Genomic DNA, 13,952 nt, shown 5'->3' on the forward strand with positions numbered 1-13,952 from the left:
CAGCTTCAGCTGAATAACTATGTATAGCAATCTGCTACCATTCAGACTATCCTGTGTGTATAGCAATTTGTTACCAAGAGGAAGAATTATGCAAACTCCAGTCCGTAAATCCGTCCGTGACAAGCAAATCAATATCCGCGCCACGGATGAAGAACGTGCGGTGATTGATTACGCTGCGAGTCTGGTTAATAAAAACCGTACTGATTTCATCATTGAAAGGGCTGTGCATGAGGCCCAGAACATCATTCTGGACCAGCGTGTGTTCGTTCTTGATGATGCCCGTTACCAGGCGTTCATCAGGCAGCTTGAAGCCCCTGTGCAGAATGTTGAAGGTCGTCAGCGACTGATGGATGTAAAACCTGAATGGAAATAAATGTCACTGCGCCTGCTTTACTGACAGAGGAGCATGTTCTTCATTCGTTCGATTGCGGGAATGCGGTACTTGATGACTGGCTTCGCCGGCGTGCGTTGAAGAATCAGCATCTTAATGCTTCCCGGACATTCGTCATCTGTCCTGAAGGTACTGCGTGTGTAGTGGGTTATTATTCCCTTGCGACGGGCTCAGTTAGTCATGTCGACTTGAGTCGTAGTCTGCGACAGAATATGCCCGATCCCGTACCGGTTGTTTTGCTGGGCCGCCTTGCAGTCGATGTATCCACTCAGGGCAATAACTTCGGGAAATGGTTGCTGAATGATGCTGTGATGCGCGTATCGAATCTGGCGGATCAGGTCGGCATCAAGGCTATCATGGTGCATGCAATTGATGAGCGGGCTAAAGCGTTCTATGAATACTTTGGTTTTGTGCAGTCACCGGTTGCGGCTAACACGCTTTTCTACAAAATATAATGGTCTCATGCAGGTATTCATCTGTAGAACACATGGACCTGAAATCACATTCAACGCCGGTTCTCCGGCGTTTTTTCTTATCTGATTAAAGTGAAGGGCTTAGTCAGCTGATTAAGCCTGACTGGCTCTGCAATGTTTTTCTTCAGTTTCCGGAAAGAGTTTCGCATTGCCCGCTTTTTCATCCCCGCCAGAATAGCACTCCTGATTAAGACTAATCCTGGGGTGAATCCTGATGGCAGTACCTTCCAGACGTGTGGCAACGGGCGCTGCCCTCCTCGCCTGTTCAGTTATACAGGCGGGCTGCAGCAGCGCCGTTTCTGATCCCGCGCCCTTTGCAAACGGCCGCTATCAGCAGCCCACCCGCTTCGATGATATTTACCGCAACCGGGCCCCCGACGTGGTTCGCTATGACCGTTATACGCTGGTCAGCACGCGCCCGGACGATGCACAGCGCGATCCACTCAATCAGATTGTCGATATCACCATGCCGGCGCAACTGGTCAAAACGGTCGGTGAGGGCTTTCGCTATCTGCTGCTGGAGTCCGGATATTCACTGTGCTCAGCCACAACCTCCGCATTTTCAGAACTTCTTAGCCGTCCACTGCCGGCCGTTCAGCGTGATATCGGTCCGGTCCGGCTCAGTGAAGCCCTGCAGATTGTGGCCGGCCCGGCCTGGCGACTGAAGGTGGATGACGTTAACCGTGAAATTTGCTTTGAACTGCGGGACCAGTATCGCAGCTTCGCCGCACCGTTGCCGGCTCCGGTCTCACTGGTGTCACAGCATGCACCCGTCAGTCTCCCCCGGTCATACAGCCAGCCCGGACTGGCGGGGCCGCCGGCACTGTCAATGCTGTGCCGCGTAATCCCTTTACCGGTGATACGAGTATCAACAGCACCCCGGGGACCCTGCAAAAACCGGTACTTACGGCGCAGAACCAGTCCGTCCCGTCACCGGTACTGACAGTGGCGAAGACACCTGCAGCACAGAAGTCTGCTGCGCTGTCGCCAGCCGGGCGCCCGCCGGTGCCACCACCTGCAGCTGCACCGAAAGCGGCCTCATCTCAGAAAACCCCTGTTACAGCCGTTCATCCGGTTACCGTACAGCCAGCTACAGTGAACGCTGCCCGGCAGACTGTGCCCGTCCGGCCCGTCACCTCACTGCCGCCGGCTCCCCCCGTCTCCGGTCAGACCGCTTCTTCATATATACCGGGGGCGCCGGTCACTCCTCAGCCAGTTGGCCAGACGTGGCGTGCCGAACCGGGTTCCACACTGAAAGAGACCCTGACGGGCTGGGCATCAAAGGCGACGTGCAGCAATGGCGGAAACTGGGTGGTCATCTGGCCGGTATCACTGGATTACCGCATTGATGCGCCTCTGGTGTTTCACGGCAACTTCGAATCCGTCCTGGTACAGGTCTTTGATCTCTACCGCAAAGCGGAAAAACCGCTGTTTGCCGAGGCTAACCGCATTCAGTGCCTGATTTCGGTGAGCGATACCCCGACGGGCGGAGGGCACTGATATGGGCTATGCGCTGCCCGTCTTTGTTTTCTGTCTGGTCATTGCGCTGATGGCCGGCGATGCGCAGCGTCACTCCGCTGAACACGTCCGGCTGTCGCTGCAGCAGACCCTGCCTGACCAGCTTGCCACCGACATGCTGCGCACCGCGGATGCGGTGAACAACTGGCGCCACGGCCGGACGGTCGCTGACGGCACGGTGACACCTGCACAGGCCGGCATCGTCCCCGCGCCTGACAGCCGTATTCAGACCGTGATTCAGGGGGGACGCCTCTGGGTCTGGGTTCCCGCCACTGATGGCGTGTATGCGGCACTGCGTACGCAGTCCGTGACCTCGGCACTGGCGCTGACCGTCAGCGGCGGGCGGCTGCGGATGGCGGACGGCACCGATATGAACCTGTCCCTGCCGTCCGGCGTGACGGAGGGCAGCATTGTTTACCTCAACTAACCTCATCAGGGAGCTGCCGATGCCGCGTTTACCTTTCTGCCTGACAGCGCTGGTCGCCGCGCTGGCGCTGTCATCATGTTCGCTGAATGAAATCAGCAAAATGGACAAGGAGGCCTCGGGGCAGGCCGATACCGCTCAGCGCGTACTGCAGAGTCGCCAGACCCTGACTCAGCCCACCGTTGTCTGGTCCGATAAACCCTGGGTGAACCTGCAGCCGGTCACGCCGGTCATCTCCACGCCGGATGAGAAGAACCTGCCCGCCTGCCAGATTACGATTAACCGGCCGGAGGGGATTTCGCTGCCGGAGCTGGGGCAGCGTATCACCGCGCTCTGCGGCATCCGCGTTTCCATCACGCCGGATGCCTTTGCCGCACTGAGCAGCATTTCCACCGGCAGCGTGGTGACGTCGCAAATGAACGGTCAGTTGCCGGCACCGGATGATAATGGCCGCGTACCTTTGTCACAGATGGGCACCACGTCTGCGCAGCCCGTCTCCGTTCAGTCATCTCCTTCGCTTATCCGGGGCCTGAAATATCAGGGCGATATCCGCGGGCTGCTGGATATGGCAGCGAGTGGTCTGGGACTGTCATGGCGCATCGACAGCAGCGGCGTGTATTTCTACCAGCAGGATACGCGTACCTTTCAGCTCGTCATCCTCAACACGAAGGTGAACAGCAGTGCCTCCATCAACTCCGGCTCCGGTAATCAACTTGGCAGCGGTGGCGGTACATCCGGGGGGACCACCGGCGACATCAGCTCGAACCAGAAGACCGACTATGGCATGAACAGCGACCTGTACGATGACATCAAAAAAACGGTTGAGCAGATGGTGACGCCAAAATCCGGCCGCTTCTGGCTGTCGTCTGCCACCGGTACGCTCAGCGTAACGGATACACCCGATGTTCTGAATCGTATCGGTCGCTATATCGAATACCAGAACAAGGTTCTGAGCCGTCAGGTCCAGCTTAATATCCAGATTGTCAGCGTCAACCAGACGCGTAACGAGCAGATGGGACTGGACTGGGGACTGGTCTATAAATCGCTGCAGAACGTGGGTGCCAGCCTGACCGGCTCAATGGCGAACGCCTCCTCATCCGCCGCCAGCGCCGGTATCTCCATTCTTGATACGGCCAGCGGCAATGCCGCTAAATTCTCCGGCTCCAGCCTGCTCATTCATGCCCTGTCTGAGCAGGGCAACGTCAGCATGGCGCTGAACCAGACCGACCCGACCGCCAACCTGACGCCGGTGGCCTATCAGCTCTCGAAATCCACCGGGATGCTGACCAGCTCCAGCTCGACGGCCACCGCCAACGTGGGGGTGACGTCAACGATGACCACGACCAACGTCACCACCGGTCTGTTCATGACCATGCTGCCCTTCATTCAGGAAAACGGTGATGTGCAGCTGCAGTTTGCCTTCAGTTATACCAGCCCGCCGGATATCAAAAGCTTTGTCAGCCGGGACGGTAATACCCGCAATGATACCGCAGACACCTCTACCGAAGGGCTCGCCCGTAAGGTCAACCTGCGCTCGGGCCAGACGCTGGTCCTGACCGGTTCTGAACAGCAGAACGTCTCGGCGGATAAGCAGGGCACCTTTACGCCGGGCAACTTTATCCTGGGCGGCGGTCAGACCGGCTCGCGGGGCCGTACCACGCTCGTCATCATGATCACCCCTGTTCTGCTGAGGTAACGATGTCATCACAGAAAAAAACAGCACGCCGCACCGGTATTCGTCTCACACACCACCGGCGCGACTGGATGGCCGGTCTTCACTGGGCGCCGCAGCACAGTGTACTCAGTGTTCGTCTGCGGGGCAGGGCCTCGCCGGACACCCACTGCGTGACGGCCGGCAGAGGCAGCGCTTCCATGGCGGGCGTTGTCTCCCCGGGACGCGTGCGTCACCGCCTTTATGCCCTTGCCGTGGCTTTTCAGTTGTCCGAAGGCGGTAATGCCTGGGGTATTTACCGTCTGAGCCGCGATGAAGACCTGTGGGTGTTCTTTGCCGCCAGTGGGGGGCAGCTTTCCGTGATGGGCGACGTGACCGGCACGCGGGCATTCATTGAGTCAGCCGCACAGAATTTTCTGCGCTTTAACGATGCCGATGCGCCGGGCCTGCGCTGTGCGGCCACGGCTGAGGATGGCCGCGATGCCACCACGCTCACGGACAGGCTGAGTGGTGCACAGCTCAGGCGCTGCCGCCTGCGAAAACGCCTGGCACCAATGTCGCTCATCCTGCCGGCTGTCGTGCTCACCCTGGCGACGGCTGCCGGCGTTTACTGGCACGATACCGTGCAGCAGCAGGCAGACCGGGATAAGGCGATGGAGGCTTCTCGCTCCCGTGTGGCGCCGAAAAACGATAAACCTGCCCTCCCGGCCCGTGCACCGCACCCGTGGGCCTCACAGCCTCCGGTGTCAGTGCTGCTCAGCAACTGCTGGCTGACGCGGGAGCCGGTCTTTGCCTCGGTGGCCGGCTGGCGTTTTACCGACGGTGAGTGTGTGCCGGAAGGACTGCGGCTGCGCTTTGTCGCCACCCCCGGCTCAACAGTGGAAGACTTCTCCCGCCGCGCCCGTGAACTGCTGGGGCATGCGGCCGTTTTTAACCTGCAGGAAGGCGGGAAAAATGGTGATGTTTTCATTCCATTCCGTAAATACCTCGCAGGCGAGTACACCGATGAAGCGCTGCCGGGTGCCGAGGCGCAACTGATGCGGTTTATCTCTCACCTGCAGCGCCGCAACCTGGACGTGAAATTCACGGAGGTGAAGCCGCCTGCCGTCGCGCCGGGTCAGGAAAAAAACACGCCCGTCCAGGACTGGCGGGAATTCACCTTCTCCGTCAGCTCGCGTCTGCAGCCTGAGCGCCTGCTGCAGGATTTTGATGCCGCCGGGCTTCGCCTGACCAGCGTGTCCATCACCATGAGCCCGCAGGGGCAGTTCGGATACACCATGAAGGGGAGCATTTATGCGCAGAATTAATCCCGCCCGGACGGGGCTGCTGCTGTCCGTTCTGCTCAGCGGGCCCGCGCTGTCAGCCACCACCGCCGATGCGCTGCCACCGAACGTCACCCTCGGGGAACTGGAAGCCACACAGGCCAGGAACCTGATTCTGGAGCAGAAAGTCCAGACCGCCCGTCTGGAACAGCAGCTGCGCGAAAGCCAGTCCGGGCAGAGTACCGACCGTAATTATCTGGCGACATCCCTGCAACCGTCAGCCCCGCTCATGACGCAACCCGTCCCGTCACAAACGGCCGCGACGTCTGGCACGGAGAAGCGTGCCGGCAGTGTGCGCCTGCAGGAGATTTACGGTCGCGGCACACAGCTGCGCGCCCGCATTGTGCTGCCGGACGGGGGCGTCACCGAGGTGGCGAAAGGTGACCAGATCCCCGGCACTGCTAAACGGGTCACGGAGGTCACGTCCACGCTCGTGCGCCTCAGTGACAATTCTGAACTTTCCTTCTGAGGCAATGATGACGCCCGATAAAGACATTATGGATTTTGTGTTTGCCGAACAGCATCCGTCCGGCGGCGTGACGCTGCTTATCGACGGTAACCGGCGAAAAGAACCGGCCATACAGCGCTGGGTGATGGATGTCACCCGCGAGTATCCGACGGCAAAGACCGAGTTTGTGACGCTGAGCGAGCTGAACCGCCGGCGTGAAGTGGCAGAGCGTCAGGGGCTGGCCCTGTCCCGGAGCGTCAGTGAAAGTGATCTGAACAGTCGCGATATCAGCGTATCGCAGGATAAGGTCATCAGTTATATGAAACTGGGAAACGAGTTCAGTGCGTCTGATATCCATATTGAAATCAGCGCCGACCGTAAGCTCAGCATCGTCCAGTTGCGCATTCACGGCGAGCTGGAAGTGGTGGATGAAGTGAAAGATGTGGAGGGGATGACACTGGCCTCCACCTCCTATCTTTCCATGTGCGACGTGCGCGAGCAGTCATTTTTTGCCGGCCGCGAGCAGTCAGGGCGCATCGATGCGAAGTTTGCCCGCCGTGCCGGTCTGTATGGCGCCCGCTATGAACACCGTCCCACGCCCGACGGGCTTATTGTGGTCATGCGACTCATTCCTGATGACGGCGATAACATTCCCGGGCTGCCGCAACTGGGTTTTCTGCCGGAGCAGATAACGCTCATTATGCAGATCCTGCGCCTGCCGGAAGGCATGGTGCTGCTGACCGGGCCTACCGGTTCCGGCAAAAGCGCCACGCTGCGTGTGTTCAGCGATATCTGGCTGAAACTGACCGGCGGGAAAAAGCGCCTGCTGACGCTGGAAAACCCGCCCGAGGGGCGTATTCCCGGCGCCATCCAGACGCCGGTCATGCCGGCTGACAACTCGCCGGAAGCCATCAGCCGCGCCTGGAGTAACGCCAATGCCTCCGCGCTGCGTCTCGATCCGGATGCCATCCTGAACGGCGAAATGCGTGACCTGTATTCCCTCATCGCCGCCATTTACGCCAGTGAAACCGGCCACGCGCTGTTCTCGACCCTGCATACCCAGAGTCCCATCGGTTCCCTGCGCCGTATGGAGCACTTCGGCATTGACCGCCACCTTCTGGCGGATGCCGCACTCATTACCGGCCTGATAGGCCAGCGTCTGGTGCCGCTGCTGTGTGAAAAATGCCGTATTCCCTGGCAGGTGAAAGCGCCTGAGCTTGACGGCGAAACGCGCGCGCGCCTGGAAAAATACTGCACCGTGGAGGGGGTATGCGACACCGGCAAACTCTTCTTCCGTAATCACGAGGGCTGTTCTCACTGCCAGAAAACGGTGCCGCTGACCGGCCGCATCGTCAGCCGCGGCGTAACCGGTCGCACGGCCATTGCCGAGGTTGTCCGCACAGATGCCCGACTGATGCAGCTCTGGTTGTCTCACGGCCCGGCCGTTGCCCGTCAGTACTGGGTAAACCAGGGGGGTATCACCCGCCGTATGCATCTGCTGCGTTATCTCGCGCAGGGGCGCGTTGATCCGGTGGAAGGCGATCTTATCTGTCCGCTGGACGAGGACGACATCATGCAGTGTGAGGTGCCAAATGTCGGTTAAGACCCGTTTTTCGCCTGAGCGTGACATGTCGCTGGCGGAAATGCTGCGGTATCGCCTGGTCAGGGCAACGTTTACCGGGCAGTATCGCCAGCCGTTTTACGAAACCCTGCGCTTTCTGCTGGAAAACCGCAAAGCACTGGAAGAGGCGCTGGCCATGATTGGTGAGGTGCATACCGACTTTGGCCGGCGCTGGCACCCCTATTATGAACTGGTGCAGGACTGTCTTGAGGGTGTGAAAGACAACCGCGAGGGCCGCTCCCTTAAGGATGTACTGGCTGCCTGGGCACCTTATGAAGAGGCGGCGCTTATCAGCGCCGGTATGGAAACCGGCAATATTCCCGGTGCGCTGATGCAGGCTGACAAGCTGATTGTCGCCCGCCGGCTCATCCTCGGTCAGGTGGTTTTTGCCTCGGTCTTTCCGTCAGCGCTGGCCCTGCTGAGCGCGGGGCTGCTGCTGGCCAACAACATGGCACTGGTGCCCACCCTGAGCAAAATGTCTGACCCTGCACGCTGGACCGGTGCACTCGGGCTGATGAACGGGGTGGCTCAGTGGACCGACAGGTGGGGTGTGACCGCAGCAGGGGCCACCGTCGGGGGCGTCATTCTGGCGTTCTGGTCACTGCCGCGCTGGCGAGGCCGGCTGCGTCGTGTTGCCGATTTTCTGATGCCCTGGTCGGTTTACCAGGATCTGCAGGGGGCAGTGTTCCTGATGAATATCGGTGCCCTGCTGGGGGCTGGCGTGCAGGAGCTTAAGGCGCTGCAGATCCTCAACGAGTTCGCTCCGCCCTGGCTGCAGGAGCGTATCGAAGCGGCAATGGAGTGTATGAGCGACGGTGACTCGCTGGGCATGGCGCTGCGCCAGAGCGGTTACGACTTCCCCAGCCGCGAGGCGGTCAACTACCTCTCGCTGCTGGATAAGGGCAACAGCGCTGCGTCACTCATTACTAACTATGCCGACCGCTGGCTCGAACAGGCGCTGACGCGTGTGGCCCGGCGGGCAAACGTCACCAAACTCTTTTCTCTCGTTCTGATTATGAGTTTCTTCTTACTCATCCTGCTGATGGTGATGCAGATTCAGGACATGAACACCTTCAACATACATTAAGGAACGACTATGTCATCTCAGACATCACATTATCACCAGCGCCAGCCAGACCGGGGCTGGGGTATCCTTGAGCACGGCAGCATTGCCCTGTTTACGGTTATCGTCATCTGCATTGTCGGGGCGCTTGTCTGGGGGCTCTCTGGCAAAAAGTCTGTTGCGGTGGAAACCTCAAATATCCAGACCGTTGTGACCAATGCCCAGCAACTCAAGCAGACCCAGGGCGGGTATAACTTTACCAGCGGCACCACGATGACCGGCACGCTGATTCAGCAGGGAGGCGCGCCAAAAGCTGGCTGGACGATTCAGGGGACGGCCAGTTCCGGCACGGGGACGATGTGGAACAGCTACGGTGGCCAGGTTGTCATGGCACCTGTGGCATCAAACGGATTCAATAATGGTTTCTCCGTCACCACGCAGAAAGTGCCGCAGGCCGACTGTATCTCCATTGCCACCCAGCTCGGCTCCGGTGGCGCATTCAGTGCCATCAGCATCAACAGCACCGATTACAGCGACGGTCTGGTCAGCGCCGAAGATGCCGGCAAAGCCTGTACCGCTGACACCGGTATGACGGGTAACAACACCCTGGTCTTCACGCACAACGGCTGATGACATGCTGCGCCTGACAGTCCTCCTGCTGTTTATCCTGCTCAGCCCCCGCGCGGGGGCATTCTGCTTTGACGCAGCCGGGGCAAAGTACCACATCGATCCGCTGCTGATTCAGGCCATTGCCACCGGCGAAAGCAGTCTGCGCCCGGGGATTACGAATGTTAACCGCGATAAAAAGACCGGGCGTGCGCTCAGCACTGATTACGGGCTGATGCAGGTCAACTCCTCGCACATCCCGGCGCTGATGGCTCAGGGGGTTATCCGCAGCCCGCAGGATCTGCTGACCCGTCCCTGTCTCAATGTGCAGATTGGCACCTGGATTCTGGCGAAACATTTTCAGGTATGCGGTATCAGCTGGAACTGTCTGGGTTCTTACAACGCCGGGTTTCGTCAGGATCGCCATGAAACGCGCGAATCCTACGCTAACCGGATTTATGCCATTTACCGGCGCCTTTTACTGAAAGAGCGGGGGATCAGACTGTGACGCTGCTGACGCTGAGTATGCCGTGGCCAACGCTTGGCATCCTTTTTCCCCTTAGTCTCGGTTTGTTTAATGTTATGGCGATCCTCGTGCGTATTAACCTGGTGATATCGGGGCACCGGAACGGGGGCAGTTCTCCTGTGCGTCCGGCGATAGTCTGGCTGTATGCCGCTGCTGTCAGTGTCATGCTGCTGGCGCCTGCACCGGCGATACTCCGCCTTCTGTCCTTTTTCCTCAGCCTGTTTCTTTTCAGAATGACGCTGACCGATGCGCTGACGGGACTGCTCCCCCGCGAAATGACGGTGAGCTGTCTGACTGCGGGTCTTGCTGCCGCACTTCTGCACCCGGGGTTTACGGAACATCTCCTTTCTGCGGTCACCGCGATGTTGATATTTGGTGGCTGGCGATATGGCTCAACGAAGATTCAGGGGCGCGAGTGTCTGGGGCTTGGCGATGTGTGGCTGGCCGGTGCCATTGCCGCATGGCTCGGTGGAGCCAGCGGGCTTTATGCCCTGCTGACCGGTGTGATGTTCTTTGTCCTGTGGCAGTTAACGGTGCGTCGCATCCGCGAGGGCGGGCCGATGGGCCCCTGGCTGTGTGCCGGTGCGATGTCAGTGACACTGCTTAAACTTTATCAGCCACTTATTACATGGTGATACCAGTGAACGTAACAAAAACAACCGATCGTGGCTGGGCTATTCTCAGCACAGGTGCGGCTTTAGTGATCCTGCTGCTGGTCAGCGTATGGGGATATTCGCTTATCAGCGACTGGATGCAGAGACGGACCTGGATGAACACCTCCGCGCAGGTGTCCCGCTTCACGCAGGCCGTAAAGAGTTATACCGGGCGTTATTACGATACGTTACTCGCCAGTGCCACCACCACCGCGCCGGTCATTGTGACCCCCGCTATGCTGAAAAATACCGGTTTTCTGGAGCAGGGCTTCAGTGAGACCACCATTGACGGTCAGGCTTATTCCGCTGCGGTGATACGCAATGCCACCAACACCGACCAGCTGCAGGCGATGATTTACACGCAGAACGGATCTGCGCTGCCGTTTCTCGCGCTGCGTCAGATATCAATGGATATCTCTGCCGGCATGGGGGGCTACATCTGGACGTCCGGTATCGCCACCGGTGCAATGGGGAGCTGGACTGTTCCTCTCGCACAGTTTGGTGTCAGCAGCACGCAGGGGCATATTGCCACACTGCTGACTGCGGATGAACTGGGGGTGGCACGCGGTGAAAGTGACCGGCTTTACCGTTTTTCGGTCACCGGTAAGCCCGATCTCAACACCATGCATACCAGCATCGATATGGGCGGCAACAACCTCAACAATACCGGAACCGTCAATGCCGTAACGGGGACGTTCAGCGGCAACGTGACCGCCGGTGGCAATATGACGGCAAACGGCACGGTAACGGGACAGAACGTCGCTGCAGGGACAAATGTCACCGCCGGCAATACCATTACAGCCAGTAACGATATCCGTTCGAATAATGGCTGGTTCATTACTCGGGACGGGAAAGGCTGGCTGGATGAAACACATGGCGGTGGTTTTTATATGTCCGATAATGACTGGGTACGGGTTGTTAATAACAAGAATATTTACACCGCCGGTCAGGTTCGCGGTGGTAGCGTACGGGCAGATGGTCGTCTGTCCACCGGTGAGGTTCTGCAGCTCGATGGGGTGAACACAGCGGGTGCAACTTGTTCACCAAACGGGCTTGTAAGCCGTGATGCGTCTGGCGCAATACTTTCCTGTCAATCCGGTGTGTGGACCAAACAGTCAAATTCATGGTACGAATACATTCCGGTGCTATAGGCATTACGGCTGTATGTCCTTTCGTATGTTGGGGATGCTTACTGGAATTGCGCGAAAATCTAGCATGATCCATTCTACTGCCGACCATATACCTGGATGGCCATAGATACACCTGCCAGTCAAACTATGTAATCCGTGCGATTAGGTTCATCTCCGGTTCAAGTGGTAGGAAATATGGCGGTGTAGATTGAAGTCACTGCAAACGGACGGCGTAACAACGGACGTTATCGTAAGTGCAGTATTCACCATCCTGAACCGAGTACCCACATTACATCATGACTGAATTATCCATGCCATCCATATATTCCCCGTTGAATGTCATGTGGATTGGTGGCAACAGTGCATCGCCACAACATACGAAAGGACAGTACGGCGTAATGTATGCACCGGAATGTATTCGATAACCATGATGACTTTTGCCAACACCGGATTACAGTAATTGACAGCGAGCAATTCATGTCCAACACCGGATTGACAGGAAGATAATTTACCTTGAGCAATAAGCTACTGCTGCAAGACATTGACCATTATTATTCCCCCCTCCAGTGACTATCCGCCATGTATTGGCGCTACCAGGGATACTTTGGTCGGGAGAGTTATGACCGTCATTTCCAGACCATCCGGTTAAAGTCCAACCGCCAGAAATGACTCGCATCCCATTAGGGCAAACAGCAGTTGATAATGTATTTGCTCCGCATGCGCTATTCCCCTGTACCATTTGGAATCCCCCAAGACTGGTGCTTTGCCACACACCGGATTGACAGTGATGTCTGACCAGTGTGATATCTTTCCTGATTTTTCAGGGGAATAGGATGGCGGTCAGGAATCGGATAAAAAAAATGCCACTGGCAAAAGCACTGGATAAATATTTCAGTGCGGTCTCTGTCCACAAACGTGGTCATCTTCAGGAGTTTTACCGCATCAACGTTATCAAGCGTTCAACGCTGTCACTGAAGTGCATGGATGAGATTACCTCCGTGGATATCGCTGATTACCGTGATATGAGGCTGAATACGGTGAGCGACCGTACAGGTCGTACTGTGAGTCCCAATACGGTCAGGCTTGAACTGGCCTTACTTTCGGCGCTGTATAATCTTGCGCGTATCGAATGGGGAACCTGCTCACACAATCCCGTCGAACACGTCCGTAAACCTGCGGCGTCCCCCGGGCGTACGCGCCGGCTGACCTCCACCGAAGAGCGCCGGATTGCGCGCGCCCTCCGCCAGAAAAATCCACAGCTTCTCGCCATTTTTCATCTGGCGCTGGAAACAGCCATGCGTCAGGGAGAAATTCTGTCCCTGCGCTGGGAATATGTGGATCTTCATCTGGGTATTGCTCACCTGCCGCTCACGAAAAATGGCACCGCCCGTGATGTGCCTTTGTCATGGAAAGCACGACAGGTTCTGAAAGAGTTTGCGGGGCCGGTGACGGGGCCGGTTTTTGATTACACCTCAAATGGTTTTAAAAGCGCATGGCGGGTTCTTCTGGCTGAGCTGGAGATACATGATCTCCATTTTCACGATCTGCGTCATGAAGCGGTCAGCCGCTTGTTCGAGCTCGGGACGCTGAATGTCATGGAGGTGGCGGCGATCTCAGGCCATAAGAGTATGAATATGCTGAAACGGTATACACACCTTCGGGCCTCTCAGCTGGTCAGCAAACTGGATGCCCGACGCCGTCAGGCACAGAAGCTGGCAACGTTATTTGTTCCCTATCCGGCAGAGATTTCAGAATCCGGCGGCCTGTTCCGGGTGCAGTTCAGTGACCTGGAGCACACGGCTATTACCGCAGTAAATCGTGATGAAGCCCTGGCAAATGCAGCTTCACATCTTCTGCGAATTCAGGCTCTGGCAGCGCGAGCCGGTAAAAGGCTTCCTCCACCGGGTGAAATTGGCGTCCGGGAAGCTCACCGCGTACTGATTAATCCCTTCCATAAAGGGGGAGAGGCAGCAGGCACTGATAACGGAACTTAATCGGTGATCCCCTCCCCGGAATAATTTTAAAAAATGGCTGATGAGTTAATCATCGCCATTCACGGCGTGTTTTAGCACCTTATGGCCGTTCTGCTGTGCAGCCATAAGGAA

13 protein-coding genes and 1 pseudogene are annotated in these 13,952 nt (G+C 57.6%); all 14 read left to right on the plus strand.

Going from position 1 to position 13,952, the window contains the following annotated elements; genetic code table 11:
• Nucleotides 1-88 precede the first annotated feature (88 nt).
• The 14 genes and pseudogenes from BJF97_RS02085 (at nucleotide 89) to BJF97_RS02150 (ending at nucleotide 13,841) form a co-directional block, all read left to right on the plus strand.
• The gene (locus BJF97_RS02085; RefSeq protein ID WP_007372584.1) at nucleotides 89-373 is read left to right on the plus strand and encodes a type II toxin-antitoxin system TacA family antitoxin; all 285 of its coding nucleotides are present in this window, start codon (nucleotides 89-91) and stop codon (nucleotides 371-373) included.
• Entirely contained in the window at nucleotides 364-846 is a 483-nt protein-coding gene (locus BJF97_RS02090; RefSeq protein ID WP_044159004.1) for a GNAT family N-acetyltransferase, read from the plus strand. Before BJF97_RS02085 ends, BJF97_RS02090 begins: the two co-directional genes overlap by 10 nt.
• A 232-nt stretch (nucleotides 847-1,078) precedes the next feature.
• Nucleotides 1,079-2,364: pseudogene (gene pilL2 / locus BJF97_RS35605) on the plus strand (PFGI-1 class ICE element type IV pilus protein PilL2).
• Nucleotide 2,365: 1 nt separating this feature from the next.
• Nucleotides 2,366-2,809 carry a type IV pilus biogenesis protein PilM gene (pilM, locus tag BJF97_RS02100; RefSeq protein ID WP_007372587.1) on the plus strand — a complete coding sequence of 148 codons (444 nt, stop codon included), beginning with the start codon at nucleotides 2,366-2,368 and terminating at the stop codon, nucleotides 2,807-2,809.
• Between the two features lie 19 nt (nucleotides 2,810-2,828).
• Complete coding sequence (pilN, locus tag BJF97_RS02105) at nucleotides 2,829-4,502, plus strand: PilN family type IVB pilus formation outer membrane protein (RefSeq protein ID WP_013095157.1); 1,674 nt, start codon at nucleotides 2,829-2,831, stop codon at nucleotides 4,500-4,502.
• A 2-nt stretch (nucleotides 4,503-4,504) separates the two neighbouring features.
• Entirely contained in the window at nucleotides 4,505-5,785 is a 1,281-nt protein-coding gene (gene pilO2, locus BJF97_RS02110; RefSeq protein WP_176682058.1) for a type 4b pilus protein PilO2, read from the plus strand.
• On the plus strand, nucleotides 5,772-6,269 hold the full coding sequence (gene pilP, locus BJF97_RS02115) for a type IV pilus biogenesis protein PilP (protein WP_013095159.1): 498 nt from the start codon (nucleotides 5,772-5,774) through the stop codon (nucleotides 6,267-6,269). The genes pilO2 and pilP overlap by 14 nt, the downstream gene beginning before the upstream one ends.
• A gap of 7 nt (nucleotides 6,270-6,276) precedes the next feature.
• Nucleotides 6,277-7,851: a GspE/PulE family protein gene (locus BJF97_RS02120; protein WP_013095160.1), complete on the plus strand. Its 1,575-nt coding sequence runs from the start codon at nucleotides 6,277-6,279 to the stop codon at nucleotides 7,849-7,851.
• Complete coding sequence (locus BJF97_RS02125; protein ID WP_013095161.1) at nucleotides 7,841-8,956, plus strand: type II secretion system F family protein; 1,116 nt, start codon at nucleotides 7,841-7,843, stop codon at nucleotides 8,954-8,956. The genes BJF97_RS02120 and BJF97_RS02125 overlap by 11 nt, the downstream gene beginning before the upstream one ends.
• A 9-nt stretch (nucleotides 8,957-8,965) precedes the next feature.
• Nucleotides 8,966-9,562 (plus strand): type 4 pilus major pilin, encoded by a 597-nt coding sequence (locus tag BJF97_RS02130; protein ID WP_007372593.1) that lies wholly within the window; start codon nucleotides 8,966-8,968, stop codon nucleotides 9,560-9,562.
• Between the two features lie 4 nt (nucleotides 9,563-9,566).
• Entirely contained in the window at nucleotides 9,567-10,046 is a 480-nt protein-coding gene (locus BJF97_RS02135) for a lytic transglycosylase domain-containing protein (protein WP_013095162.1), read from the plus strand.
• Nucleotides 10,043-10,699 (plus strand): prepilin peptidase, encoded by a 657-nt coding sequence (locus tag BJF97_RS02140; RefSeq protein WP_013095163.1) that lies wholly within the window; start codon nucleotides 10,043-10,045, stop codon nucleotides 10,697-10,699. The genes BJF97_RS02135 and BJF97_RS02140 overlap by 4 nt, the downstream gene beginning before the upstream one ends.
• A 5-nt stretch (nucleotides 10,700-10,704) precedes the next feature.
• Complete coding sequence (gene pilV / locus BJF97_RS02145; RefSeq protein WP_070082758.1) at nucleotides 10,705-11,868, plus strand: shufflon system plasmid conjugative transfer pilus tip adhesin PilV; 1,164 nt, start codon at nucleotides 10,705-10,707, stop codon at nucleotides 11,866-11,868.
• 812 nt (nucleotides 11,869-12,680) lie between these two features.
• Nucleotides 12,681-13,841, plus strand: coding sequence for a site-specific integrase (locus tag BJF97_RS02150; RefSeq protein ID WP_013095165.1), 1,161 nt, complete (start codon nucleotides 12,681-12,683; stop codon nucleotides 13,839-13,841).
• Nucleotides 13,842-13,952 lie beyond the last annotated feature (111 nt).

Source organism: Klebsiella sp. LTGPAF-6F (genome assembly GCF_001753185.1).
GTDB classification, from domain to species: domain Bacteria; phylum Pseudomonadota; class Gammaproteobacteria; order Enterobacterales; family Enterobacteriaceae; genus Klebsiella; species Klebsiella michiganensis.

What these genes read in the sequence shown, in the direction of transcription:
- BJF97_RS02085 (WP_007372584.1), top strand. Translation starts at nt 89, where the DNA reads ATGCAAACTCCAGTCCGTAAATCCGTCCGTGACAAGCAAATCAATATC.
- BJF97_RS02090 (WP_044159004.1), top strand. Translation starts at nt 364, where the DNA reads ATGGAAATAAATGTCACTGCGCCTGCTTTACTGACAGAGGAGCATGTT.
- pilM (WP_007372587.1), top strand. Translation starts at nt 2,366, where the DNA reads ATGGGCTATGCGCTGCCCGTCTTTGTTTTCTGTCTGGTCATTGCGCTG.
- pilN (WP_013095157.1), top strand. Translation starts at nt 2,829, where the DNA reads ATGCCGCGTTTACCTTTCTGCCTGACAGCGCTGGTCGCCGCGCTGGCG.
- pilO2 (WP_176682058.1), top strand. Translation starts at nt 4,505, where the DNA reads ATGTCATCACAGAAAAAAACAGCACGCCGCACCGGTATTCGTCTCACA.
- pilP (WP_013095159.1), top strand. Translation starts at nt 5,772, where the DNA reads ATGCGCAGAATTAATCCCGCCCGGACGGGGCTGCTGCTGTCCGTTCTG.
- BJF97_RS02120 (WP_013095160.1), top strand. Translation starts at nt 6,277, where the DNA reads ATGACGCCCGATAAAGACATTATGGATTTTGTGTTTGCCGAACAGCAT.
- BJF97_RS02125 (WP_013095161.1), top strand. Translation starts at nt 7,841, where the DNA reads ATGTCGGTTAAGACCCGTTTTTCGCCTGAGCGTGACATGTCGCTGGCG.
- BJF97_RS02130 (WP_007372593.1), top strand. Translation starts at nt 8,966, where the DNA reads ATGTCATCTCAGACATCACATTATCACCAGCGCCAGCCAGACCGGGGC.
- BJF97_RS02135 (WP_013095162.1), top strand. Translation starts at nt 9,567, where the DNA reads ATGCTGCGCCTGACAGTCCTCCTGCTGTTTATCCTGCTCAGCCCCCGC.
- BJF97_RS02150 (WP_013095165.1), top strand. Translation starts at nt 12,681, where the DNA reads ATGGCGGTCAGGAATCGGATAAAAAAAATGCCACTGGCAAAAGCACTG.